The 24,995-nt window shown below is 42.5% G+C and carries 21 protein-coding genes, 1 tRNA gene and 2 pseudogenes; 11 read left to right on the top strand and 13 right to left on the bottom strand.

The features are described 5' to 3' along the window. From V7K40_RS20975 to psbM, 3 genes are all read left to right on the top strand, one after another. Positions 1-138 (top strand): photosystem II reaction center protein K, encoded by a 138-nt coding sequence (locus tag V7K40_RS20975; protein ID WP_006195022.1) that lies wholly within the window; start codon positions 1-3, stop codon positions 136-138. A 185-nt stretch (positions 139-323) separates the two neighbouring features. Then, positions 324-620: a 2Fe-2S iron-sulfur cluster-binding protein gene (locus tag V7K40_RS20980; protein WP_334963067.1), complete on the top strand. Its 297-nt coding sequence runs from the start codon at positions 324-326 to the stop codon at positions 618-620. 172 nt (positions 621-792) lie between these two features. Beyond that, positions 793-909 (top strand): photosystem II reaction center protein PsbM, encoded by a 117-nt coding sequence (gene psbM / locus V7K40_RS20985; protein WP_273762658.1) that lies wholly within the window; start codon positions 793-795, stop codon positions 907-909. Between the two features lie 107 nt (positions 910-1,016). On the opposite strand, the gene V7K40_RS20990 is transcribed toward psbM, so the two are convergent. The 7 genes from V7K40_RS20990 to psbZ all read right to left on the bottom strand — a co-directional run bounded on the left by V7K40_RS20990 (position 1,017) and on the right by psbZ (position 8,652). Further along, entirely contained in the window at positions 1,017-1,868 is an 852-nt protein-coding gene (locus V7K40_RS20990) for a universal stress protein (RefSeq protein WP_334963069.1), read from the bottom strand. A gap of 729 nt (positions 1,869-2,597) precedes the next feature. Further along, complete coding sequence (locus V7K40_RS20995; protein WP_334963478.1) at positions 2,598-4,169, bottom strand: alkaline phosphatase; 1,572 nt, start codon at positions 4,167-4,169, stop codon at positions 2,598-2,600. Between the two features lie 393 nt (positions 4,170-4,562). Then, positions 4,563-5,828, bottom strand: a complete 1,266-nt coding sequence (locus V7K40_RS21000; RefSeq protein WP_334963071.1) for a glutamate-5-semialdehyde dehydrogenase — start codon at positions 5,826-5,828, stop codon at positions 4,563-4,565. Positions 5,829-5,832: 4 nt separating this feature from the next. After that, positions 5,833-6,240: a hypothetical protein gene (locus V7K40_RS21005; RefSeq protein WP_094348002.1), complete on the bottom strand. Its 408-nt coding sequence runs from the start codon at positions 6,238-6,240 to the stop codon at positions 5,833-5,835. Between the two features lie 980 nt (positions 6,241-7,220). Then, positions 7,221-7,292 (bottom strand) — tRNA-Gly (locus V7K40_RS21010). A 401-nt stretch (positions 7,293-7,693) separates the two neighbouring features. Then, on the bottom strand, positions 7,694-8,272 hold the full coding sequence (gene ribH / locus V7K40_RS21015; RefSeq protein ID WP_334963073.1) for a 6,7-dimethyl-8-ribityllumazine synthase: 579 nt from the start codon (positions 8,270-8,272) through the stop codon (positions 7,694-7,696). Between the two features lie 191 nt (positions 8,273-8,463). Further along, positions 8,464-8,652 (bottom strand): photosystem II reaction center protein PsbZ, encoded by a 189-nt coding sequence (gene psbZ / locus V7K40_RS21020; protein ID WP_298905268.1) that lies wholly within the window; start codon positions 8,650-8,652, stop codon positions 8,464-8,466. A 316-nt stretch (positions 8,653-8,968) separates the two neighbouring features. Between psbZ and V7K40_RS21025 the strand changes: the two genes are divergently transcribed. Both V7K40_RS21025 and V7K40_RS21030 read left to right on the top strand, forming a co-directional pair. After that, the gene (locus tag V7K40_RS21025; protein ID WP_334963075.1) at positions 8,969-9,190 is read left to right on the top strand and encodes a hypothetical protein; all 222 of its coding nucleotides are present in this window, start codon (positions 8,969-8,971) and stop codon (positions 9,188-9,190) included. A 254-nt stretch (positions 9,191-9,444) separates the two neighbouring features. Continuing rightward, the gene (locus V7K40_RS21030; RefSeq protein WP_334963077.1) at positions 9,445-12,141 is read left to right on the top strand and encodes a CBS domain-containing protein; all 2,697 of its coding nucleotides are present in this window, start codon (positions 9,445-9,447) and stop codon (positions 12,139-12,141) included. A gap of 45 nt (positions 12,142-12,186) precedes the next feature. On the opposite strand, the pseudogene V7K40_RS21035 reads toward V7K40_RS21030, so the two are convergent. Then, positions 12,187-12,888 (bottom strand): annotated as a pseudogene (locus tag V7K40_RS21035) (Uma2 family endonuclease). Positions 12,889-13,312: 424 nt separating this feature from the next. Here V7K40_RS21035 and V7K40_RS21040 point away from each other — a divergent pair. Further along, a complete protein-coding gene (locus V7K40_RS21040; RefSeq protein WP_334963079.1) occupies positions 13,313-13,567 on the top strand; it encodes a hypothetical protein in 255 nt (84 codons plus the stop codon). Positions 13,568-13,613: 46 nt separating this feature from the next. On the opposite strand, the gene V7K40_RS21045 is transcribed toward V7K40_RS21040, so the two are convergent. Next, positions 13,614-14,090, bottom strand: a complete 477-nt coding sequence (locus V7K40_RS21045; RefSeq protein WP_334963080.1) for a protein kinase family protein — start codon at positions 14,088-14,090, stop codon at positions 13,614-13,616. A gap of 408 nt (positions 14,091-14,498) precedes the next feature. Between V7K40_RS21045 and V7K40_RS21050 the strand changes: the two genes are divergently transcribed. From V7K40_RS21050 to V7K40_RS21070, 5 genes are all read left to right on the top strand, one after another. Beyond that, complete coding sequence (locus V7K40_RS21050) at positions 14,499-14,825, top strand: DUF6825 family protein (RefSeq protein ID WP_273762648.1); 327 nt, start codon at positions 14,499-14,501, stop codon at positions 14,823-14,825. A gap of 158 nt (positions 14,826-14,983) precedes the next feature. Next, positions 14,984-16,669, top strand: a complete 1,686-nt coding sequence (locus tag V7K40_RS21055) for an AarF/ABC1/UbiB kinase family protein (protein ID WP_334963480.1) — start codon at positions 14,984-14,986, stop codon at positions 16,667-16,669. A 16-nt stretch (positions 16,670-16,685) separates the two neighbouring features. Next, positions 16,686-17,411, top strand: a complete 726-nt coding sequence (locus tag V7K40_RS21060) for a Stp1/IreP family PP2C-type Ser/Thr phosphatase (protein WP_334963081.1) — start codon at positions 16,686-16,688, stop codon at positions 17,409-17,411. A 35-nt stretch (positions 17,412-17,446) separates the two neighbouring features. Next, positions 17,447-17,845 carry a hypothetical protein gene (locus V7K40_RS21065; RefSeq protein ID WP_334963083.1) on the top strand — a complete coding sequence of 133 codons (399 nt, stop codon included), beginning with the start codon at positions 17,447-17,449 and terminating at the stop codon, positions 17,843-17,845. 660 nt (positions 17,846-18,505) lie between these two features. Next, entirely contained in the window at positions 18,506-18,703 is a 198-nt protein-coding gene (locus tag V7K40_RS21070) for an NblA/ycf18 family protein (protein WP_094348015.1), read from the top strand. Between the two features lie 466 nt (positions 18,704-19,169). Here the strand turns inward: V7K40_RS21070 and V7K40_RS21075 are convergent, their stop codons facing one another. The 4 genes and pseudogenes from V7K40_RS21075 to V7K40_RS21090 all read right to left on the bottom strand — a co-directional run bounded on the left by V7K40_RS21075 (position 19,170) and on the right by V7K40_RS21090 (position 24,891). Further along, entirely contained in the window at positions 19,170-20,720 is a 1,551-nt protein-coding gene (locus tag V7K40_RS21075) for a serine/threonine-protein kinase (protein WP_334963085.1), read from the bottom strand. 1,099 nt (positions 20,721-21,819) lie between these two features. Beyond that, positions 21,820-22,833, bottom strand: coding sequence for a glycosyltransferase family 2 protein (locus tag V7K40_RS21080; RefSeq protein ID WP_334963087.1), 1,014 nt, complete (start codon positions 22,831-22,833; stop codon positions 21,820-21,822). 190 nt (positions 22,834-23,023) lie between these two features. Next, positions 23,024-23,469: pseudogene (locus V7K40_RS21085) on the bottom strand (hypothetical protein). A 120-nt stretch (positions 23,470-23,589) separates the two neighbouring features. Continuing rightward, a complete protein-coding gene (locus tag V7K40_RS21090; protein WP_334963089.1) occupies positions 23,590-24,891 on the bottom strand; it encodes an anhydro-N-acetylmuramic acid kinase in 1,302 nt (433 codons plus the stop codon). Between the last annotated feature and the right edge of the window lie 104 nt (positions 24,892-24,995).

The raw sequence follows: 24,995 nt of genomic DNA on the forward strand, positions 1-24,995 counted from the left end.
ATGGAAGCAGCACTTTTATTAGCAAAACTGCCTGAAGCTTACCAAATCTTCGATCCCTTGGTGGACGTTCTCCCAGTTATTCCCGTATTCTTTTTGTTGCTTGCTTTCGTTTGGCAAGCAGCCGTGGGATTTAGGTAAGTTAATCTATTTTAAATTTATAGGACAGATGTTATGCCTGTCCTATTTTTTTGTGGGATCATATTTTCTAAAGTTAATATTTATTAATATTTTGTAATGAATTAATATAATAAATAAGATTTGAATCAAGCCATGTCAATATGAAGCCTTGAAAGCCAAGCTTAGAGCCAAGGAGAAATTCAGTTATGGGTAATATCAAATTCGTTAAAGAAAATAAAGAAGTAGTAGCGGCGGATGGTGCCAATCTCCGGCTAAAAGCAATGCAAAATGGCATTGATATATATAAATTGATTGGCAAGATGACCAATTGCGGTGGTAATGGTCAGTGTAGCACTTGCATTGTCGAGATAGTCGAAGGACTAGAAAATCTTTCCCCCCGCACAGATGTAGAGAACCGAAAATTCAAAAAAAAGCCAGAAAATTACCGTCTTGCCTGTCAAACTTTAGTGAATGGCTCAGTCAGTGTAGTCACCAAACCTTAAGTTCTCAAATCTGCCATTTTCAATTTTTATCCAATCAGTAGTCAAAATACTTACCAAAATTGAGTTTCCTGATTTTGAATTTTGAATTTTGAATTTTGAATTGGTATAACTCTGTCATCTATGATGCTATCCTAATCTTGTTGACTGGAAAATTAAGAGAGGCTTTCTTGCCATGCAAGTTAATGACCTGGGGTTCATAGCGAGCATTTTGTTCGTACTGGTTCCCGCTGTGTTTTTATTAATTCTGTACATCCAAACTGCTAGCCGACAAGGTGGAAAAGATAGTTAAGAGTTTGTGTATAAAATAAATAACCCCTATACTAGTAATGTAGGGGTTTTTATTTATCATGCTAACTGAGTGCTGAATCAAATAAAAAGTACTCAGCACCCTTGAGCTTAAGCAATTGTTCGCGCTAACAGTACTGGACAAGTGGCATTAACTCGAACATAGTCAGACAAGGAAGAACCGATGAGTCGGTCTATATCAACAAAACTCTTAGCGATCGATGGACGACGATCTGGGGAACCGAGTAATAATAAGTCTACATTCAACTCCTCTGCCAACCGACAAATTTCTTCACCAGGTTTGCCACTGCTGATATAAGAACGAGATTGAATGCCCTGTTTTTGAGCTTCGGCAACTGCGGCTGCTAAAACTGGATTTTTCTCTGGGTTTACCTCGGTTATTTCCGATCTTTTACCGCCTAAATCTGTAGCAATATTTGCTAAGATTAACTGGCCGCCCTGAATATCTCGCAGTAAAAACAGTGCTAATTTTAAGCAATTTTTTGCAGAATCAGAGTTGTCTATTGCCACCATAATCCGCTTAATTCTTTTGACATAAATGTCATCTTTTACCAACAACATGGGGCGAGAAGATAGTTGGAAAACATACTGACTGACTGAGTTCGATAAAATCGATTGCAGACGTTTAAGTCCGCGTGAACCCATAATAATCAAGTCAGCGTCGATTTCATCAGCTACTTGGCAAACTACATCTTTGGGTTCGCCTTCACGCAAAATTGAAGAAACCTGACTAGGATCTAAATTCAAAGTTTGAATTGCATTCGCCAGAATTTTACCACCATTTTCCCATTTAGCTGTCATGGTGGTAGCAGTACTTTGTGCAGGAACAACATGCAAAATTGTAACTTTTGCAGATTGAATTGAAGGGATTTCTTTCAGGGTTTTGAGCATTTCTTCTGCGTGTCCCAATCCCGATACAGCCAGTAAAATTCTTCTGATCATCTTACGTATTTTTTGTGAAGTTTACTTTTGTTTTCGCTGTTAGTACTTGGCTATGGTCAGATTTTTACCACCTTGCTCGACAACCTAGCACCGCAAGGCGGAAGTCAAAAGTCAAAAGCCAAAAGTCAAAACAATTGTATTCCAAGCTCTTGCGCCATTTGAAATAGTATGTTTATTTGCGTCATATTGTACTAGTTAGTAAGTTGGGACAAATAAACTTTGTTTTTTAGTATTTAACATTCAAATAAATGGCAAAGTAGAAAAAACTCAACAAATGTTTAAGTTTCTTTGCACCTAGTTACTTAAAATTCTCAACTAGACTTCAATTATTAAGCATACTCTCAACTTAGCCTGAAGAACTTAATAAATTATGATGTTAGTTATCATTTTTAATCTATGCTCACTTTTTTTAATTAGAAGTTAGTTAAGTATTGCAAAGAAATGCCAAAATAACTCTTCAGGAAAATTGATTCAGTGTAACCTATAACAGGCGATCGCTTCCGCCTTCAATAGTCTACACTACCTCTGAATTTTCCCTATTTTCCGCCTTGTTTTAACTTTATTGCAGTTTTGGTAACTCAGATAGGATTGCTATATCCGAACACCAGAAGAATGTGGGATAATAGCGTCCTAATTCGGATATTCTAATAGTCGAAGTCATATTTCATACTATATTGAAACCCCCCAGATTATATTTGGGGGGTTTGGTTGATTACTTGTGAGATTTGCTTAACTTAAATGTGCTCCTGGTTGTCCGTTTTGGACTACAAACGAAGCTAGGGTTTTGACAGAGGCATTCAAGTCAACGATGCTTGATACAACGCGGTAGTCACTTTGCCAGCGTTCTGGGGTAAGGTTGCAGCGAACGTATCCCCGGTAAGCACCGTCAAAAAACTTAGTATGAGGATTGTTGTGTAAGGAAGCTTGAACTGAAGCGATGAATTGGGTAGGAAAGTCAGAGGTAATTGAAGTTCCTACAAACTCAGTGCCTACCGTCGGTGATTTTGGGTTATTAAAGTCAAGCTTCAGGTCGTGTACCCAACTAGAATGGATGTCTCCGCTAATCACCACTGGATTAGAAGGTTGACGCTGGTTTAGAAAACTCAAGAGCCGATTCCGGAAAGCTACGTAGCCGTCCCACTGATCCATATTGAAGACACCTGGACCTTGACTACTATTGAAATTGTACTCGGCAAACATCACTTGTTGAGCAATCACATTCCAGCGCGATCGCGACTGGTCTAACCCTTTTCGTAGCCACTGCTCTTGTTCTGAGCCAGTCATGGTAGCATTGGGATCAAAAGCTTGGGGGCAGCGAGGTTTGAGTCCATCATCACAAGGTTGATTAGTGCGGTACTGCCTCGTGTCTAGTACATTGAACTCAGCTAAATTACCGAAAGTCAACCGCCGATAAAGCAGTGCGTCTGGGCCATTGGGCAGTGAAGACCGACGTAGGGGCATGTGTTCATAGTAAGCTTGGTAAGCATTAGCTCGCCGTTTCTTAAAAGCCTCTTGGGTTTGGTTGTCTTCAGGGATTAAGTTGGCGTAGTTATTGTCAACTTCATGATCATCCCAAGTGACAATCCAGGGAAAAGCAGCATGAGCAGCTTGGAGACTCTGATCTGTTCTGTACAGGGCGTAGCGATCGCGGTAGTCGGCAAGAGTGATGATTTCTGGACTGTTGTGCTGGCGGGGGCCACCGGATTGTGGCCCGTATTCGTAGATGTAGTCACCCAGATGAACCACAAGGTCGAGGTTTTCATCAGCCAAATGCCGATAAGCCGTATAGTAGCCATTTTGCCAGTCTTGACAAGAGACAAAAGCAAAATTCAGTTGTTGGATATAGCTATAAAATGCTGGTGCTGTGCGAGTCCGTCCAATGGGGCTAACTTCCCTACCTGCTTGAAATTGATACCAGTACCAACGGTCAGGGTTTAGTCCACGGACATCAACGTGGACTGAGTGTGCTAACTCTGGTGTTGCCAGCACTGTTCCTCGCCGTACCACCTGTCTCATGTTTTCATCAAGGGCGACTTGCCACCGCACTGGGACATTTACGAATGGCATTCCACCTCCAGAGAGTGGATTTGGAGCCAGTCGTGTCCAGATAACAACACCATCCGGCAAAGGATCACCAGAGGCAACACCAAGACTGAACGGATAGCCAGAAAACCTTGAGTTTGCCAATACCGGATGCCATTGGCTAGCGACTGTCAACCCCGTTAAGAATCCTGCACCCAACAAAAAACTCCGCCGTCTGCACCGATTTGCTAGCAGGCGCGTGCCATCCATAAGTTCCATATTCATCTCTACCCAGATGTAAATACAGTTGGCATTCAGGAGAGTCAGTTGTGAAAAGCACAAATAATGACTTGATTTGACTGGTCTCCCAATTGCTGCTCAACCAAACACAAGGAACCTAGCAACCCAGGATCAAGCAGAAATTAAGATTTTGTTAAGTTTAAAATTAAATTGGGGCATGGGGCATTAAGAGAATTTTGTGGGGATTGAGACCTCAACTAAAATAGAACTGCCGTTACAGGCACTCTTGTAAAACTCTTTTCTAATTTACGAATTACGAATTTTAGCGGATTTCAACTTAGTAAAGTACACAACCTAAGTCTCAAAGCCAGCCATAAAGACTGTTTTACTTCTGAATTCAAAATTCTACTTACTGTATAAATTACGAATTATTTAAAACCTGCCATTTCCCTGAACAATGTGCTTAACAGTGGTCAAGGTTTCCAGGCTGATAAATCCCCGACGATGACCTTTTTGGTTAGACATGCCGAGAAATACTGAATCTCCCCGCGAGGGGTTGCGGGAAAAACGCGGCGAAGTGTTGATGTAGGTAGAGGCACTGTTAACTCCTAAAGCAAACTGCCGACTTTCCTGGTAGGATTCAGTAACGATGCAGTCGGCATGACCACTGCTGTATTCATTAATCCAGGCGATCGCAGGCTCTAAGCTATCTACCAGTTTAAAAGCTACTGTCCTAGTTAAATAAGGGTTTCCCCATTCGCCTTCTTTGGCCAACTGCAACTGGGGAAAGGCTTCTACTAGTTCCGCATCTCCTTTAATTTTAAAGCCTTTTTCCTTCAAACTGTTCCACAGAACGGCTATTGAAGACCGCAAAGCTTGGCGATGAATTAGTACCTTTTCAATAGCATTAACTTGGTCTGGTTCGCTCTGATGGCTATCAAGAATCATCCAGCGCACCATTTCTAAGTTGCTATTGAGCGACCAGTAGAGGTAACAATTACCCATCGCTGACTTTAAGACTGGGCAAGTTGACTGTCTTACTACCTGCTGTACTAAGCCAGAACGTCCGTAGGGAATCACTAAATTCAGGTACTGATCTTGGATAACTAAATCCCGAATTGAAGCACCATGTTCTGCTGTGATCAGTTCTAGACAGCCCGGAGGTAGACCAACTTGGGCGATCGCATTTTGCAGTACCTCAGCAATCACCGCGTTGGAATGGCTAGCTTCAGTACTGCCTTTGAGAATTAAACAATTGCCAGTTTTGATACAAAAACCCGCTGCGATCGCCCCTAAAGCTGGGAACGCCTCATAAATAAATCCAATCACTCCCAAGGGCATTAACTGGGTGTAACTCTGGGAATCTTCCAGTTGATAATCAGCAGTTCTGACGCGCCGCAGCGGATCTGATAATTCCCCCAACCGTTGTAAAATGTCTACTGTCATCTCTAGCCTTGTGGGAGTCAGCTTCAGCCAGTCCAATATCAACTCTGGCACTGCCATTTCCCGACTGGCTTCTAAATCCAAGGTGTTGGCTTCTAGAATGTCGTCAAATGAGCGCTCAAGGGCTTGTGCCATCGCCAGTACTGCACGACTCCGGTCTGCTCCCTTTGTGATCCCCAACTTTAGGGAGGCTTCATAGGCTCGTTGGGCACTAGTAATCGGTTCGGGGTGATCATCCAAAACTTCAACAGTCATTGAGTTAACGTCTGTAGGTAAGCCAGACCATTAATGCTGGCAGAATAGCCAATAGCACCGCCACCATTGCCCAAGCAATAATGCTGGAACCATTTGCCAATCGCAGTGCTAACGGCAGCCATATAATCACTAGCACGAAAATAATGCCAAGTGCTATAGGCAGATAGCTTTCTCCCAAGCGGGGATGAACAACATGCCAACTATTTCCCATCCAACGCCAAGCCCGCTTGTAGGGATAGGTGGTAGAAAGCTGTTCTAGCACATGACCATTATCTTCTACTACAAAGATTTGCTGACAGCGATCGCAACCAAATGCTTCTGTCAGCGTAATCGGAATTAATTGACCCCGGCGACGACAGGGACAGGGGTATTCGGTATTGAAGTCTATTTTTTCGGGTTTTTGAGATTGCACAAGCGTTCTAATAACTTGAGCGTGTTTTACACAAACTGCGAGAATATGATCCCTTAGTAAATGCCTTAGAGGCTTTTCTCTTTATGAAGATGGACAGGCGATGCAAACAGTAGATGCAGCAGACTCTAAGTATCCTAATTGCCATATCAGTATGGGGTTTTTTGTTTGCAGTCTTTCCCCGAACTGGCAATCTTATTTATAAATTTCCTTCTCTTCATTTATCGCTTTCAAGGTAATATGGTTGCATTTTTGGATTTATTGTGCTGGCACACCTGGTACAATTTTAAGCCTACGTGGCGAGCACTCTTAAAATAAATCGTTTGGGAAGGCTACGTTCATAAACAACAGACACCAATAAACCCTAGATTTTCCTTTGGGTCACTATATATTACTATCCAGTTATCAAGGTTAGATCGAGATTAGTTCACAAGCGTTTCAAGAGCGGGAATTGCCAAAACATCCAGAGCGTGTGTGTGACTCTTTGCCCAAATGCATTGTGGCTAACTTCACTGCTAAAAGACCCTTTGCACTTGACAACACTATTATTTAACCAGCCACCTTTGTCCAGTGTAATACACCCTAAGTAAGTCGGCGTAAATAATGAAAGATTTGTAGTCAGGGCTTTAGCCCTACTTTGAGGGCTAAAGCCCTGACTACAAACTAATTTCACTATTTTTTACAGTAGTTAATATAGTTTGAGTTATTTTCACTGATTTACTTACAGAAACTGAATTGATTACACCTATAAAGATTGTATCCAAGCTAATACATATCTAGATTAGTCTAAAGCTGGGTTTTATATTTCTTAGGAATGATTTTAGTGCACGATATTCAAATTGGGACAGTAGACGATTTCTTTGTTCAATCTACCCACATTGGAATCATTTCACAGAGGTACAGCGCGAATTGACGAACACTTCAACGCACTCTAGAAACACTAAACCTCTTGGTATTTTTAACTCCAAGAGGTTTTAATTGGAAGCGGGTAACGCGATTCGAACGCGCGACATTCACCTTGGCAAGGTGACGCTCTACCACTGAGCTATACCCGCGATCAATAACCAAATATTAGTTTCTCAGATTTATCCCTAATTGTCAACCCCCTAATTTAGTTTTGAGCGCCGAGTTTTTTAACTTATAATTCAGCACTCATCCGATTAAGCAGTAATTGAGAAACTCACTCACTTTACTGCTGAGAGGGAAACGACTCGTGCGAACGCCACCTGCTCTTTTAGTCGCAGTCAGTGTAAGAATAACTATCTACGTTTGGAAGCATCCTAGCCCAGAGAAATCTCGGCTACTTAGTACGCAGATTGAGGCATAACACAAAAAGAGCAAGTAATTACATATTTCTCGTCCTAATAGTTGTTTTGAGCATCTAGAGGGATATTTAACTATCCCTTTCCTGCTTGGCTTGGAGAATCGAGCCTGTCTTTATACCTGAGAGTGTCAATTAGCCCAGTTCTTCTGACTCCACAGTTAAATTGCCGACACTGGCACTTTGAAAAGAAGCCGGCAAAGACTGGTTATTACGAGAATATGGCTCTGCCAGGTTAGAACGCAGTTGCCGCATCAGACTTGCCATTTCTAGGGCATTCAGGGCATAATCCCAGCCATGATTACCTTTTATCCCTGCCCGTTCTAAGGCTTGCTGCATAGTGTCTACTGTCAAAATGCCAAAAATTACTGGCACCCCAGTTTGAAAGCTAGCGGCAGCAATACCTTTAGAAACTTCTGAGGATACGTAATCAAAATGGGGTGTTTGCCCTCGAATGACTGCACCTAAACAAATTACAGCATCATAACGATGGGAAAGTGCTAGTTGGCGAGCTACTAAAGGTACCTCAAAACTTCCTGGTACCCAAACATAGTCCACCTGACTACCGTGGGGGTTAGGGTCTACACCGTGGCGTTTCAAGCAATCTTGACATCCCTCTAGCAGCTTTCCGGTAACAAGGTCATTGAATCGACCAATCACCACTGCAAACCGCAAAGGCTCCGTTTGAGTAAAAGTTCCCTCGAAAACTGCCATGACTGCCTCTTAATCAACTATACTTTTTCCGGTCAATATACATTTCTTATTTAAATGTAGAGGAGCAGGAAAGCATGGTCAAAAGAAGGGAAATAGGAAAAATCTTTCCTTTTTTCCTTTAATATTTGACCTTGGCTTTTCTGCCCCTCTAGTTCTTATATTATGTGCCTGCGCCAGAGTGAAGCCGTCGCCTACACGACAAAAAAGTTTAACAAACCAACTAAAAATACCAAACCAATCCAGACGCCAGAACCAAGCCAGAGCAGTTTTTTAGATTCAACCCAATTTTGGGGAGTGGCGTAAGCAACGGGGACGCCCACAACCAGGACAAAAGACAACACGACTAGACCTATCAAGGCAAACTGGAATATTATGGTCATTTTTGCTTCTCCCAATACAGCGAAATAGTGATATGTCCTACACTAACAGTAAGCTGTACAGTGTAGGCAACGAGTATGACTCCTGCTATTGCATAGGACATTTCCAAAAGCTCTGGTTTTATGTCCCTTTGATGCCCCACGGCCAACAGTTTGATTTTTTCTTCCTTTCGTAACCCACAAATTTTACGACACAGGATGAATTGTTTATGACTTTTGCACTGATGTGTCAACCAATGGTAAATTTGCATTCTTTGAAAGGAAGTCTACTCGTTTCCCGTTGTCCAACCTTTGACCCTTCGGCTTGGTGCAGTCACTCATGGGGAGCCACTGCGGTGGACGGGTTCCCCGGCATAAAGGAGGCAGTGCGCCCTTGCGGTTTCCCGACTTGAAGCAACTGCCGTCAAGTGGCGTGGAAACCCCCTACAGCCCTTCCCTAACGGGACGCCTTGCGGCGAACGGGCATCCTACGGCAGGCGCTAGCATCTCACGAATGGGAGAAGACCGCGCTGCCTCACGTAGGTTTCCCAGAGAGCAGTAAGCGAGGTATATCAACGACTGTGACGGCGAGTAACCAATTAAATCATACAACGCCGTGATCATCTATTTCAGAATATTTGACAATTAGGGTGCTGACTCTGAGGGGTAAAGGGTGAGGCTTCTGCTCATTTTAGCTAAAGGGCGACACTGACACTTTTTTCTTGTTGTTAAGTTAGCAAAAATTGCAACATTTTAGTCCTTTGTCCTTTGTCCTTTGTCTAAGTACCGATGACCAATGACTAATGACTCTTAACTATGGATTTAATTCTTTGCCACACTACAGCAGATTTTGACGCACTAGGAGCAGCAGTAGGGTTAACGCGGCTAGTGCCGGGAAGTAAGATTGTCCTGAGTGGCGGTTCTGACCCTACTGTACGGGATTTTTTAGCATTGCATCGGGATGAATATTCGCTGATTGAACGCCGTTCGGTGAATCCAGAAAAAATTCGTTCTCTGACTGTGGTGGATACGCAACAGCGCGATCGCTTGGGTAAAGCTGCTGAGTGGTTAGATTTACCGCATGTAACAGAGATTATAGTTTATGACCATCACTTAGGACAAGAATCAGATATTCCCGCCAGGCGATCGCATATTTCCTCAGTAGGAGCCACGACAACTTTAATTGTGGAGCTATTGCAACAACAGCAAATTTCTCTAACTCCTACCGAAGCAACTGTGATGGCTTTGGGTATCCATGTTGACACTGGCTCCTTAACCTTTGACCAATCCACACCACGGGATGCCTTGGCTTTGGCTTGGTTGATGCAACAAGATGCCAGTTTATCAGTAATTTCTACCTACCGTGACCCTGGCTTGTCTTTGCAATTGCAGCAGCTATTAACTGAATCGCTGGAAAATTTAGAATATCTCTGTCTACATGGATATACGGTTGCTTGGGTAACTCTGAAAACAGATGGTTTTGTGCCGGGGCTATCCAGTCTGGCTTCAGAACTCGTGGAATTAACCGAAATTGATGCCATACTACTAGCCAATGAATATCCTTTGAGTGAAAGTGATTCCCGCTTAACAGTAATTGGGCGATCGCAAATTCCCAAAACGAATCTTAACCTATTATTCCAACCTCTAGGTGGCGGTGGTCATTCACAAGCCGCATCGCTAAATCTAAGGGGGGTCGATTCGCAGGCAATATTAAAACAACTCCTAGACAGGGTAAAAGCGCAAATTCCCCATCCCCCCACCGCTAGGGATTTGATGTCCTCTCCTGTCCGCACTATTCTGCCTGAAACTACAATTGCCGAAGCACAGCGCATTTTATTACGCTATGGACAGTCTGGTTTATCTGTAGTCGATGCTCAAGGGCAACTGGTAGGTATTATTTCGCGGCGGGATATCGATATCGCCTTGCATCACGGATTTAGTCATGCACCAGTCAAGGGTTACATGACTACGAATCTCAAAACGATTACACCAGATACGACATTGCCACAAATTGAGTCAGTGATGGTGACCTACGATATCGGACGCTTACCAGTATTGGAAAATGGGCAGTTAGTTGGTATCGTCACTCGTACTGATGTTTTGCGGGAATTACATCAGCAAAGGGATGAAGACGGAGGAGGGGGAAAGGCAAAGAGGGGGAAAAGTAATATTAATCTCCCTCAATTGCAAAATAAACTTGCTCCTCAGTTATGGCAATTACTCTCCACAGCATCGCAAGAAGCAGAAAAACGGGGTTGGCATCTTTATCTTGTCGGAGGTGCGGTGCGGGACTTGCTGTTAGCTGACGCAGCAGGCAGCTTGATGATTAAAGATATTGACCTCGTAGTTGATGGCTTTCACAAATCAGCAGATGTTGGTGCTGGTGTAGAACTAGCAAAAGCACTCCAACAACTTTACCCTGCGGCTCGCTTAGAAATCCACGGGGCTTTTCAAACTGCTGCTTTGTTGTGGCACAAAGACCCAGAATTAGATTCTCTATGGGTAGATATTGCTACGGCTAGGACAGAATTTTATCCTTACCCAGCAGCGAATCCAGAAGTTGAGGCGAGTTCTATTCGTCAAGACTTGTATCGTCGAGATTTTACCATCAATGCGATCGCCTTGCGGCTTACTACCCCTCGTTCAGGTGAATTACTTGACTTCTTTGGCGGTTTACTGGATTTAGAAGCCAAGCAAATTCGGGTTTTACATGCCAACAGTTTTATCGAAGACCCCACCCGCATTTATCGTGGTGTGCGCTTTGCGGTGCGCTTTGGATTTCAGATAGAACCGCAAACTGAAGAGTTTATCCGCTATGCGATCAACAGTGGCGTTTACGATCGCACTGCTCAAGAGAATAGCAGAACTCCAGCCCTGCAAACTAGACTGAAAACAGAATTAAAACACATCCTAGAAGCCCCCTACTGGAAATCGGCTTTGCAGTTACTCGATAACTTAGGGGCATTGCAATGTATCCATCTTACCCTGAAGCTAGACGCAGAACTCCTGCGACAATTACGTTTGCTAGAACGCTGTTTACGGCGATTTGATGCTGAACAAACCCTCATTCATTGGGAAATGCGCTTAGAAACATTAATCGTCCACCTAACATCACAATATCGGGCGAAAGTAGCAAAAAATCTGCAACTCCAAGAGGATAGCATTAAACGCTTGCAAAACTTAGCTTCTGCCCAAACTGAGGTAATGGAATCTTTGCCTAAGTGTCAAAGTCCCAGTCAAGTAGTGCAGTTGTTGCGACAGTACGACTTACCAATGCTGATTTTAATTGCTTTGCCAAGTCCGCGATCGCTTAGACATCAGATTTGGGAATATTTAACTGTTTTGGCTAATGTGCAGCCACTATTGAATGGCAATGATTTAAAAAAACTGGGTTACAAACCAGGGCCGCAGTATCGGCAAATATTAGATGATGTAGTTGCTGCTACCTTGGATGGTGTGATTAAAGATAGGACTGAGGCTGAGGAGTTTTTAGCACAACACTATCCTAAATGAATTAGTGAGGCGATCGCATAGAATCTTATAAGCGATCAAAGTAATCTAAATTGTATCCGGATCGATATTTAACTCGCGCAGTTTTGCTGCCAAACGTTCTGTCTTTTGTTCTGCTTGTTCTGCCTTTTGTTCTGCCTGTTCTGCCGTTTCTTCAGGTGTTGGTACTAGTTGACCATCTCGTGTAAAAAACCGCAATAATCCCTGATAAACTCCCAAATATAATCCTAGTTGCTGACTCCACAAATATCCTTGTTCACTTGCTTGTAGAGGTTGATATTCTCCATCTACTAAATGAAATCCTGCAAATTCTTGTGTGTAAGGGTCGAACCAAAAATAATCCAACGTGCGGAAAGTATCTTGATAAATTTATTTTTTTAAACTTTTATCAGTATTAGCTGTTGAGTCAGACAAAATTTCTAGAATTACATTCGGATATTTGCCATTTTCTTCCCACACTACCCAACTTTTACGGGTTTTACGTTCAGTTCCCAGCACTACAAAAAAGTCTGGCCCTCGGAAGTATTCTGATTTGCGTTGGTGTGGACTGTAGTAGATAGTCAGATTTCCCGCCGCATAGAAATCATTTCTATCTCGCCACAACCATTCCAGACATGTTAAAAGTAGGATTATTTGTCGTAGATGCAGTTCTGTTTCTAAGGGAGGTTCATCACTAAATAAATCACCAGGGGGAAATATAACATCTTTGCAGGTGCCTTGTTGAGATTCTAATTCTTGAGCTATGGTCATAGAATGGATGCGGATCAAGTAGTTATGGATTTATTTTATAGCAATCCGATTTGATTCCTGAATTACTCGTAGAGACTCTTTACTAGGGAATGGGGACTGGGGACTGGGAAGAAGGAATAAAGGTGTACTGAGTTTTTTTCACGCAATCAAATATGAGTCCTATAGCAGTGTTGCAGTTAGCGATAAGCCTGACAGCATAGCTATCGCTTACCGCATTACATTAACGCTTTCCAAAAAAGGCGATCGCATTCTTAAGTTAGGTAGAAAAAAATAGAGTGCGATTTTATCTTCCTTACAAACAAAACAAGATACCCGAACTATCAAATAAGTTGGGAATCTGTTTCATTACGGTTTGATTAAAGATTTCTCAGACTGGCGATATTTAGTAATCAACCTACGTCTTTTTAGGGGTGAATAAAGCAGCATGGAAAATGCAGGTAAACTGGTTACTGTTAGTGCTAAGAAAATAAATGGATTTAGAAAGCCCGCTATTATCCCAGTTCCTACACTAGCTCCAAATCCTAATATTAGTAGTATTAGTACAGTTGTAAATGAGTCTTTAGTTAAATCTATAGCCCTAGCTAAAAGCTCTTTGAAAGAATATATTACAAAAGCTAAGGGTATACTTATAATTGAACCTACAAGAATACTAGTACATACAACATTACCAACGTCATAAGAACCCACAAGAAAACCCACAACAGCACCTATAACACAACTTGCAATCAAAGGCAGCATTGTAAGCCAAAAAAATTGAGTTCTTTATCTACCAAAATGTTTTCCGGTTTGATATCCCGATGAATTACCGGAGGATTGAGATTTTGCAGGTATCCAAGAATTTCTAAGGCTTTGACAGCAGTTTGCTTAACTTCCTCTATTTCAAACTTACCGAGGAGTTCTGCCAAAGATTGGGCGTTGATATATTCTTGCACCAAACAAAAGCCATCAGACGTAGCAAAAGAATTTATGTAGCGGGGAATACCAGGATGAGCAAGTCCTTGTAGCACTCTAATTTCTCGTTGATGAGCCTCAAATCCAGACCAACTCGAACCAGCTTGAGCAAAGCAAAACTGCTTTATTACCATCTGTTCCCGTGTATCAACTTTTGATGCTAGCCAAGTAATCCTTCCTCCTTCCCGATTACGTCCCAATTCTCGCAAAACTTGATAGCCGTGTTTGCTGAAATCTGGATAGCTATTCATAGTTCAAGGGCAACAAATATGGTATGTTCACATCTTGCAGCAGACGATTAAAATCCCGGCTACCCATAGCTTGCTTCCTGTAGGGTACAAAGTCTGCTGACCCTAGCTGAAGATTTAGTCCGCGCAGGCGGACCAGAGTCTGTGTAGCCGCGACTTCCAGTCGTTCAGTCTTGTTTTTGTAATACGGAAATACATTTAAACTATCAGGGACACATCATCAATTAATCAATATTTTTTACAATAGTTATTTAACTATTTGTAAGGAAAAATGGACATGGGGAAATAGAAAAAGCGATCGCCAGGGCTGAAGTCGCGCCTCACATCACATAAATCTCTAACTCCTCAGCAGAAGCCGTAAAGCATACAGGCAAGTTATAATTCTCTTGCGGATCAACGTAACAAAAATTTATGAGTAACCCCCTTGTACAAGCCTTTTTCGTAGGCAGAGCAGTAGCTGAAGTAGTTAATGAGCGTTTAGAGGTCGCCTTGACCGATGCTTTGAGTGATCTGGGCAAATTTGATGCGGAAGCTAGAGAGCAGTTGCGCCAGTTTACAGAAGAAGTCCTAGAGCGGGCAAATCGGTCAGCAGAAGTTGCTAATGCTGGTCAACCTACCACAGGTAGTGGGCAAGCTAATTCTGATTCAGGTGACTTGCAAGCAGATATTGATGAATTACGAGCAGAAATTGCCCTGTTACGAACAGAATTGCAACATTATCGCCGAACTTCTGCATAAATTTAGTCGTTGGTCATTGGTCATTAGTCATTAGGCCAAAAATTATGCACAAATGACAAAGGACAAAACACAAATGGCACTTGATCAAAAACAGTTTAGGAATCAGAGTGTCTTTTCTTCTAAGTGATTCGGTTGCAAACCAACGGTACACACAGCATATGGAACAAGGTTATTCAGATAAAGCATACCGTTGGAATCGGGAAAAATACTCTAGCAGACGGCGTTTTGTGGACATTTGGTCTTTTGTCTTGACCTTATTGTTCAAACTTTGGCTATACAACAAATCTTGGAGTTATCCAGGTGGTGTGACTGAGGCAAAGCAAGCTGCAAGACGCAAAACCCAAGCAGTCTGGATTCGCAATACCCTGCTAGATTTAGGGCCAACCTTTATCAAAGTTGGGCAACTGTTTTCTACGCGTGCTGATATATTCCCTGGTGAATATGTAGAAGAACTAGCCAAGTTACAAGACAAAGTACCGGCATTTAGCTATGAACAAGTAGAAGCGACGATTGAGAAAGAACTAGGCAAGAAAATTCCTGAACTATTCCATAATTTTGAACCTATTCCGTTAGCTGCTGCTAGCTTGGGACAAGTACACAAAGCTGTACTGCATACTGGGGAATCGGTTGTTGTCAAGGTGCAACGTCCTGGACTAAAGAAGTTATTTGAAATAGATTTACAAATTCTCAAGGGAATTACCCGCTACTTTCAAAACCATCCCAAATGGGGACGGGGGCGAGATTGGTTGGGTATTTATGAAGAGTGTTGCCGCATTCTTTGGGAAGAAATTGATTATCTTAACGAAGGTCGTAACGCCGATACTTTTCGCCGGAACTTTCGCGGCTACGATTGGGTGAATGTCCCAAGAATATACTGGCGTTACGCTACTTCCAGAGTGCTGACTTTGGAATATCTTCCTGGAATTAAAATTAGCCAGTATGAAGCTTTAGAAGCAGCGGGTTTGGATCGAAAAGCGATCGCTCGTCAAGGTGCTCAAGCTTACTTACTACAGTTACTCAATAGTGGCTTTTTCCACGCTGACCCCCACCCAGGCAATATTGCCATTAGTGCAAGTGGTGCTTTGATATTCTACGATTTCGGCATGATGGGGCGGATTAAATCCAACATCCGCCAAGGATTGATGGAAACACTTTTTGGTATTGCCCAAAAAGATGGCGATCGCGTTGTTCAGTCTCTGATAAATTTAGGCGCGATCGCCCCAACGGATGACATGGGCCCAGTGCGGCGTTCCGTCCAGTACATGCTGGATCATTTCATGGATAAGCCCTTTGAAAATCAATCGGTCGCGGCAATCAGCGACGACCTTTACGAAATAGCTTATAATCAGCCATTTAGATTTCCAGCAACCTTCACTTTTGTGATGCGAGCCTTTTCTACCTTAGAAGGGGTAGGCAAAGGTTTAGATCCAGAGTTTAACTTTATGGAAGTTGCCCAACCATATGCAATGCAGCTTATAACCGATATGAATGGTTCTGAGGGGAATAGCTTTCTTAACGAATTAAGTCGCCAAGCAGCTCAGGTAAGTAGTACTGCGTTGGGTTTACCACGTAGGTTAGAGGATACGCTAGAAAAGCTAGAACGGGGAGACATGCGCTTGCGCGTTCGGTCTATAGAAACTGAACGGCTGTTGCGGCGGCAGAGCAGTATTCAGCTTTCAATAAGCTATGCTCTGTTAATCAGTGGTTTCACACTTTCAGCTACGATTTTAGTGGTTACTAATTATGTATGGTGGGCACTAGTGCCTGGTTTAATTGCAGCAGGGCTTTCAGTGATCCTGATCCGACTACTTTTACGCCTAGACCGTTACGATCGGATGTATTAATTGTTGCAAAAAATTTATGAAACTTAATTTCACGGGTTTTACCGATCCGGGACTTATTCGTTCTAATAATCAGGATAATTACCATATCGACCCAGAGGGACGGTTTTTCGTTGTTGCCGATGGTATGGGTGGTCATGCCGGAGGTGAGGAAGCAAGTCGGATTGCCACTAAAGAAATTCAGGCGTATTTGCTGGCAAATTGGCAATCTTCTAAATCTTCTCAAGAATTGCTAGAGCAAGCTTTGTGGGGTGCCAATGAAGCGATTTTGCAGGATCAGCAAAATCATCCTGAACGCGGCGACATGGGTACAACGGTTGTAGCGGTAATTTTTCGCTCCCCAGAGTCGCCTTGGTGCGCTCATGTTGGTGATTCGCGGCTATATCGCTTCCGAGAGTCGCAATTAGAACAGATAACAGAAGACCACACTTGGGTAGCACGGGCAATCAAAATAGGTGACATCACCTTAGATGAAGCACGATTACATCCTTTTCGTCATGTATTATCGCGCTGTTTAGGGCGTGAAGACTTGCATCAGATTGATGTGCAACCACTGGATGTGAAAGCTGGCGATCGCTTGCTGTTATGTAGTGATGGTCTCACCGAAGAACTTGTTGAACAGAAGATTGCTAGCTGCCTCCAAAACAGTCCTTGGCTTGATAAGGTCGCCATTTCTCTAGTTGAGGCTGCTAAGGAGCATGGAGGGCACGATAACATAACAGTTGTCATCGTCTCACTTGACTAAAAAGTTATGAGTCATTCAATGTTAGATTTTGAATTTTGGTGAAGCAGGGCGGTGAGTCAGGTGCTAACAGCGGGTTTCCCGACTTGTCCCTTGCGCGTCTCCCCTTGGGAGAAGCGACTGGTGTTAGCGAGTATTGTGCTTACAGCCCTTCTCCTAAAAAAGACGCTCTGACGTTCGGGCATACTACGGCAGGCGCTAGCCTCTGGCAATGTGAGAAGGGGAGCCACTCGCTCAGAGGGGTTTCCCCAAGTAGAGGAGCCAGCCGTGTGGTGAGGCAGTCCGGTCTTGGGGGTTTCCCCCAGGAGGAACTGCCGAAAGGGTCTGGCGACTTGAGCGGACTGGCGTCAAGTGGCGTGAGACGCTGTTCGCGTTCGCTCGTTAGCGAGTCAGATGCTCTCTACGAGACGCTGGGCTACCCTTGCGTCAGGGATTAAAGGAAAAATCTAAAATCTAAAATCCCGAATTTGCAAAGTTATGAGTTTTTACTCCTGACTCCTATTTGGTAGATATACTCAGCAATTTGTTCAACGTGAGCATTTTTCCTTTTTACAATTTGATACAAATATTTTTAGCCTCCAAAGTGATTTAAGGAGGCTGAATTTACATAATTTGGTAAATTGACATCTTGCACGTAATAAGGTAGAGCAATTATAATTCATGCTTATTACCATTCATTCCCCAACCTTCTTAAAATCCCTACCCTCCAAAGCTTCCTTCATATTGGGGAGAAAGCATCTTAGTTTTTCTGTTTAAGGAAAACTATTGAGGGTTAAGGATAACATCTGAACTTCTTTGCAAACGAGAGTTATGCAAAGCAATTAGGAGTCGGGGAGGTAGTTATATTTATCTGAGTTCAAACGCAGCCTATTTTCTGGAATATGGCTCGGCTGACTTGGGTGGTATATCAGTAGGATTAGGTGCAAGATATCAGATCAGAAAAAGTCCACATTTAGGATGTGGGCAATGTGTCAAACAATTGTTATCTTTCTTAATACGGAGGAACAAATGTTGGACAGTTATAAGTCCAAATATTATCCAATTTGGACTTCTGTGAGCGATATCATCTTTACGCCTTGTTTTTTCGGAGTCAACTTATGAATCAACCAATGAAACTATCCTTGGAACAGCAATTCAGCATCTGCTCATTTTCTACTCAAGTGCAAAATATGAGCCATGAGCAAGCCAAAGACTTTTTGGTAAAGCTTTATGAGCAAATGGTAGTGCGCGAGGCAACTTATCAAGAACTTCTTAAGCACCAGTGGGGCTTAGATTCCGGTTCCACTATGGCATAGAGTCGTTCTACTGTCGCAGTGGGCGACCTCCTTCTCTTGCTTGGTTCCAAGGAGGAAAAGAGCTGGGGATGTCGGGGCGTCAACTTCGATAACTAATTTGTGCAAAGCTTGGATAAAAATCCAATTCAAAAAATTAACAATGAGTAAACTTTTCTAGGACACATCTGCTAGAGTCTAGACTTACTTTTATTTTCTAGGACAAATCTACTGTTTGCTTGAGCCAGACTTCTTTTTAGTTGGTCTAGTGTGCTGATTAACTTGCGTAAATTTACAATTCCCCAGAATGATGTATACAGGAAGATTGACAGAGAATTTAGAAAGCCGTGATTTGGCAACTAGTGTTTTCACTCCTTATACATATAACTAGAACTTACATCTTTATATATATTTTCTTTATAAAAGTTTACATTCGGTGAGTGAGCACCCTTAGTTCCATCTATAAAGATGTAACATTAAGAAATTATTCCTAGCTGGAAAAGTCGTATGCAGAATCTGTATCAATACTTTCCAGTTTTGCCAGAATTTGAGGCTTAATCTTTTCGTACTCGCTTTTGAGTAAGCTTTTACTAATTTGCGGGTCGGCAGAGGACATCATTGTATTGCTCATAGCGACCCACTCTTGCAGTCGTTGGCGCTGGGCAGAAGCGACGCTAGAAAGTAAGATATGGGTACAGCTATTTGGTGTTTCTCGTGCAAAGAATAACAGGCGGTAATAACCTGTGTGCTGTAGTAATCGAGCAATTTCTTGACCAAGGCTGGTTTTGAGATCAAGGTAATAAGGGAACCATTTAGCACTATGTTTGTGGTTGTAGATGACAGTAATCCATAGCAGCATCGGATGGGGAATAGAGATGAACAGAAATTGGTTATAGCGGGTACACACTAAGCGCTTTTGAATTTCTTCTTGCGGTAGCATCACCCACAGGGCTGGTAAAATCTCTCCATTGGTATGAATGGGCTGGGGAAAGACAATATCGGCAATTGGTTTATTTTGAGGCCAGGAAATGGCACGAGCGATTTCATCGTTTGACCAGGATACCTGCAAATCGGCTTTTGTCTTTTGTTCAAGCTCAGTGCTGACTATAGTAGTAGGAACTAGCAGATGATCTTGCTTAATTTCGCGTGTATGCTCAGGCTTTTCTAGAAACGCTAAAACTTTTAGGATTTCAGTGATACTTTGGGGGCGATCGCGTGCTACTTTAGCTAGACAGCTCATAACCAAATTTTCGATTTCTTTTGGTAGTTCTAATCCAGGCGCAACCTCAGCAAAAGAACGTGGTTTTTGATAGTGATGTGTTTTATACCATGCTCCAAAAGAATGAGATGGGACTAACAGTGGCATTTTGCCTGTGAGCATCTCAAACATCATAATTCCTAAACTATAAATATCAGCACGGTTGTCTAATTCTTTACCCTCCATCTGTTCGGGAGAAGAATAAGCCAATGTCCCCAAATAGAATTTTGTATGGTCGCCATCTGACTGTAATAACTTTGCAATCCCAAAATCTAGAACTTTGACCAATTCTCCGAAACTGGCATCTTGAATCACCAGTATATTGCTTGGCTTGACATCCCGATGGATAATTGGGCAAATAGTACCCTCAACTGGGATGCCATCATGAGCGCACTGCAACCCCAGGCTGAGTTGACGCGCCATACTCAAGAATCTTGGTAAAGGCAGTCGTTGCTTGCGAATAATACTGTTCAGGCTTTGTCCTTGTAGGTATTCCATGACGTAGAACGGGGTATTATTGTCGTCTACGCCATAGTCCATGACTCTGACAATGTGGATGCTTTTTTGCCCTAGTAAAGCACAGGTTTTTGCTTCTCGCTCAAAGCGGTCTTGCAATCGCATCTTTTCATTTTGGATTGATAGCGCCAGAAACTTAACTGCAACAGGTACACCTCCCAACAAAGTATCTTTAGCACGATAAACTCGACCCATTGCTCCAGTACCGATTAACTCCTGGAGTTGGTAGCGTTTGCTGAGTAAGCGACCAATGTTGGGGTCTGACATAGAGAATTTGAATCCAAAAGCAGGTTGTAAGTATTTGGGAGGAAAAGTGCATTCAAACTGAGATTTGAATTATTGCGCCCAGAAATGACTTTCTAAGCTCGTACCACAAAGCAGAAATGGAAGTCAAAAGTCAAAAAGCTTATAGGCTAGACTTTTGGGCTATTTCCAATCGTTGGTCTATTTACGCGGTGCTGTACTAGCTTTTTTCAGTCCTTTTTTAGAACATTGAAACCATGAACTGGCAGTTTGCAATCGAGACGGTTATTACAACTAGTGCAACATGCCAGATCAAACAAGCAGAAAGGGTAGATTTAAATAGGTGGGGGGGAAATTTATAAGTATGTCATTGCTACTTAAACGGAGTGCAACGTACTCCTACGGAGAAGCAAGCTACGCATAGCGTCTCCAAGAGTTGCAATCACAAGGATTTTGACGGTTTTACATTTTGTTACATAGTTAGGTTGACTCGTGCCTACCTACTTATAATTACGCTTTGTACCATTTTGCACTTTCATTGTAGTGTAATTTTAGTTTGCCCAATTTTGACTCAATTGATAACTATAGTATCTGCCAAAAAGCTTAATTAGGGAGCACCACACTCACCAGAGAGTTCTGATAACTGAGTAATGAGTGCGGAGTTTTGAATATAAATAAAGCCTGAGGGGATGATATGAAGCCCTGCTGGGCAGATTTATATCAGATCCAAGCCCTGATGTCTTGTAAACAATGCTTTGGTCTATTAGGATTTATAACTGTTATTTTAGTGAGCAATGATCCACAACTAAAGTTTTGCTTGATTAGTACTTTCCTCCTACCTTCAGTAAGACTGTCATCTGCCTTTGTTTTGTAAGTAGGGATAATCACAAATACTTATTGCCTGACCAAGTTTTTAACCTTAAGGCTGATTCTGACTATGTAAGAGAATGTTTTAAAAGTCCCAATAGGTATAATTTTGCTATTCTCACTTGGGTTAACTTTGACGATAAATCAAGGTTTTAGCTATATACTGAGATACTTTGCTATCCTAACTAGGAGAGGAAAAGACCCTTTTAAACCATCCTCTAAGGATGTATTATTTCTTGATAAAACTGTAATAATACTAATTGGTAGCTTTTCGTTTTTTATTTACGTTATAAGACATGTCATAAACTGATTTATTACCCCTTACATAGTATTGAATTCGACGTTCGATAATAGTGTTAAATCGGGAAAGAAAATCAGGAAAAAAGTACGGGTTTTCTCCCATTTTTCTTAATGCTGTTAACCATTTTCCTTGCTTTATAGGCACTACAACTTGAAAGTAAGCTAGATTTTTCTGATAAACTGCAAGATTATAAGACAGAGCACGCATTAAAGCTGGATTTTTTTTCACAACTTCTTGTTGCATGAAAGAATTAGTAGCACTTAAGTATTGATTTAGACGTAACAATATGCTTTGACGTACAAGAGAAATAGGGCGTGAGCGGTAGAAATAATAGGGTTCTGGCACAATAAAAAAGCGAGCACCATTGATTAAGCATTTCAGATCAAGCCAAAAGTCCTCAGCTATGCTGACGGTTTCATCGTACTCAATGCCGTGCTTAACCAGAAATTCTCGTTTGAATATAGGCTTGCTTAAACCAAGACGCAATCCTGCTTTTCCATAGATATCAGTTTCCACAAAATAAATGAGATCAATTTGGAGAATTTTATCTATATGTTCTCCACTTTCTTGAATCAATGTACTCCAAGGAGATGTAGCACCATCTTTGATTAAATAAGGATCGTCAGCAATCATGTCTGCATTTGTTTCCTCTGCCAGCAAGACAAGCTTTTCTAATCTTTCGGGAGCATACCAGTCATCTGAATCAAGAACAGCAATCCATTCTCCTTGGGCTGCTCTGAGGGCACGATTACGCGCAGCAGAAACCCCAAGGTTTTGTTGATTAACTATTACTTTGAGACGTTGGTCAGTAAAACTTTTAAGGACTTCTACAGTTTTATCACTTGAACCATCATCGACCACGATAACTTCAATATCAGTGAGCGTTTGCTCTAAGGCTGACTCTATTGCCTTGGCAATATAAGCTTCAGTATTATAAGCAGGGATAATGACAGATACTTTAGGATTCACGAAACTCAACTCCAGACTACACGGTTCGGTAAAAATGCTAAAATCCTGACGATAATTTGATAACTACTTTTTTAGTATACAACTCAGTAGGTTGATGAAAATAAACGATGACTCCTTAAGGTCAGATATGAGACATTGAACGTTGCCAGAGTTCTTTGAGCAGTCGGCTTCCAGCCTAAACATACAGCGCTTAAGTTGACTGACGCTCTAGGCTAGCTTCCATTGTGTTAGTCAAAAAATGACCAGCCAAGATGCCACTACTGAGGTAATATGTATCTTCCGAAATCCGGTGAAGGGTTTCAAAGCCACTACGACGCTGACGATCGCCTAGTACCCAGTAACGCTGCAAATAGTATCTAGACCAATCCAGCCTTCACCTTCAACCTGCCCCAAAATATTATGTTGTAGTAAAAAAGTATACTGACGCTCTCCATCATGCAGCCGTCCCTTGTATTGCAGAGAGATTTCGGAGCGATCGCTACCTGGGAATATCAGCTTTGTAGCCATAGTGAACCAGTTATCTCGATTCCAAGCTACCAAGGTCATACCCTTGACGCTGATTGGCATACCATTACGTTCCAGCCAATTTCCTTGCATTGCCCAGCGTCCTGGTTCCAATAAAAAAGTATGAGCCACATTCTATATTCCCTGCCTTGATCGAGTGTCGCCAAGACTACAGTTATAGCAGTGTTGAGTTGTGAGTGCTGAATGAATGAAGAAATTTTTTTATCTTATTTATTGTTCCTGTCTCAGGACTCAGGACTGACCTTTGTAAATTTCTCCCAAAAGCACTTCTTGAGGTGCCCCAGTGGCAGTAGGTAGGTTGCCAGGAATACCCAAATTTCGCCAGTAGGCTAAAACCGCAAAGGCAATCGCTTCTTTATAATCTGCACTCAAACCGACTTCATCTGTAGTCCAGACTGGTATTGATGTCAACAATAACTGTAATCTTTGTTTCAAATAGAGGTTGCGACTACCACCGCCACATAATAGTACCCGTTGTGGCATTTCCGGTAAAAAAGTGCGGTAACTCTGAACAATTGAAGCAGCTGTAAGTTCTGTGAGAGTTGCCAGTACGTCGGCAGCATTGAGTTGGTATGCTTGGGCATCTTTTAAACACTGATGTAGGTAAGCCACACCAAATAACTCTCGACCAGTAGATTTGGGTGGCGGCAGATGAAAATAGTCTTGGTTGAGCCATTGTTCTACCAACGGATGACAAGGAGTACCACTCGCTGCCCAATTGCCATCTTCATCGTAAGTTTTAGCACCAGCGCTTAAATGCTCCACCCCCAGATCCAACAGACTATTTCCTGGACCAGTATCCCAAGCGCGAATTTTTGAGAGCCAGTCGCCATGCTGAGGCGGAATATAAGCAACATTACCAATACCACCAATGTTTTGAATACAACGCCCTTCTTCAGGATGACTGAGCAAATAGGCATCTACTCTGGGCACGAGAGGCGCACCATGACCACCAATAGCGATATCAGCAACACGGAAGTTGCTCACAGTTGTAATGCCTGTAAGATTGGCAATTAATGCACCGCGCCCTAGTTGCAGGCTGTAACCCAAGGGAGTGCTGTTAGCGGATAGCTGTTGTTTAGCCCCTGCTAAGTCAGAAATTAAGATTTCTCTCCTCCCCTGCTCCCCTGCTTCCCTTGCTCCCCTGCTCCCCTGGTTACTGAGCGTAGTCAAAGTATGTTCCCCTGCTCCCCCAGGTGGTCGATGAAAAACCGTCTGACCGTGGGAGCCAATGAGAGTGGCTGGCTGATGACCAATTTGAATATTTTGGGCAGCTTGGGCAAAGACTTGAGCGATCGCATCATCTATTTCTGCCAATTCTGCCATTGAGATGGCAACGCCTGCACCAACTGCCAATATTCTTTCTCTGAGTTCGGCGGGATAAGGATATGTTGCTTCAGCTAGCAACTCAATTTTGATATCTAATTCTGTACCGGAAATCTCTACCAACACAGTGTCTATGCCATCTACGGATGTGCCACTAATTAAACCTATAACGCGAGTAGGGACAGCAGCTTCTTCAGTCGGATGCATTGATAAAGATTCTTTTATTAATTGCAAGAAATAGTTTAATTCATGTTACTACCCATGTCAAAAAAAACTAAGGTGCCATAGTTGACGGAAAAAGACGAATTGTG

It is taken from the genome of Nostoc sp., assembly GCF_036917195.1.
GTDB lineage: Bacteria > Cyanobacteriota > Cyanobacteriia > Cyanobacteriales > Nostocaceae > Nostoc.

What these genes read in the sequence shown, in the direction of transcription:
- V7K40_RS20975 (WP_006195022.1), top strand. Translation starts at nt 1, where the DNA reads ATGGAAGCAGCACTTTTATTAGCAAAACTGCCTGAAGCTTACCAAATC.
- V7K40_RS20980 (WP_334963067.1), top strand. Translation starts at nt 324, where the DNA reads ATGGGTAATATCAAATTCGTTAAAGAAAATAAAGAAGTAGTAGCGGCG.
- psbM (WP_273762658.1), top strand. Translation starts at nt 793, where the DNA reads ATGCAAGTTAATGACCTGGGGTTCATAGCGAGCATTTTGTTCGTACTG.
- V7K40_RS20990 (WP_334963069.1), bottom strand. Translation starts at nt 1,868, where the DNA reads ATGATCAGAAGAATTTTACTGGCTGTATCGGGATTGGGACACGCAGAA.
- V7K40_RS20995 (WP_334963478.1), bottom strand. Translation starts at nt 4,169, where the DNA reads ATGGAACTTATGGATGGCACGCGCCTGCTAGCAAATCGGTGCAGACGG.
- V7K40_RS21000 (WP_334963071.1), bottom strand. Translation starts at nt 5,828, where the DNA reads ATGACTGTTGAAGTTTTGGATGATCACCCCGAACCGATTACTAGTGCC.
- ribH (WP_334963073.1), bottom strand. Translation starts at nt 8,272, where the DNA reads ATGGCAGTTTTCGAGGGAACTTTTACTCAAACGGAGCCTTTGCGGTTT.
- psbZ (WP_298905268.1), bottom strand. Translation starts at nt 8,652, where the DNA reads ATGACCATAATATTCCAGTTTGCCTTGATAGGTCTAGTCGTGTTGTCT.
- V7K40_RS21025 (WP_334963075.1), top strand. Translation starts at nt 8,969, where the DNA reads ATGGGGAGCCACTGCGGTGGACGGGTTCCCCGGCATAAAGGAGGCAGT.
- V7K40_RS21030 (WP_334963077.1), top strand. Translation starts at nt 9,445, where the DNA reads ATGGATTTAATTCTTTGCCACACTACAGCAGATTTTGACGCACTAGGA.
- V7K40_RS21040 (WP_334963079.1), top strand. Translation starts at nt 13,313, where the DNA reads ATGGAAAATGCAGGTAAACTGGTTACTGTTAGTGCTAAGAAAATAAAT.
- V7K40_RS21045 (WP_334963080.1), bottom strand. Translation starts at nt 14,090, where the DNA reads ATGAATAGCTATCCAGATTTCAGCAAACACGGCTATCAAGTTTTGCGA.
- V7K40_RS21050 (WP_273762648.1), top strand. Translation starts at nt 14,499, where the DNA reads ATGAGTAACCCCCTTGTACAAGCCTTTTTCGTAGGCAGAGCAGTAGCT.
- V7K40_RS21055 (WP_334963480.1), top strand. Translation starts at nt 14,984, where the DNA reads ATGGAACAAGGTTATTCAGATAAAGCATACCGTTGGAATCGGGAAAAA.
- V7K40_RS21060 (WP_334963081.1), top strand. Translation starts at nt 16,686, where the DNA reads ATGAAACTTAATTTCACGGGTTTTACCGATCCGGGACTTATTCGTTCT.
- V7K40_RS21070 (WP_094348015.1), top strand. Translation starts at nt 18,506, where the DNA reads ATGAATCAACCAATGAAACTATCCTTGGAACAGCAATTCAGCATCTGC.
- V7K40_RS21075 (WP_334963085.1), bottom strand. Translation starts at nt 20,720, where the DNA reads ATGTCAGACCCCAACATTGGTCGCTTACTCAGCAAACGCTACCAACTC.
- V7K40_RS21090 (WP_334963089.1), bottom strand. Translation starts at nt 24,891, where the DNA reads ATGCATCCGACTGAAGAAGCTGCTGTCCCTACTCGCGTTATAGGTTTA.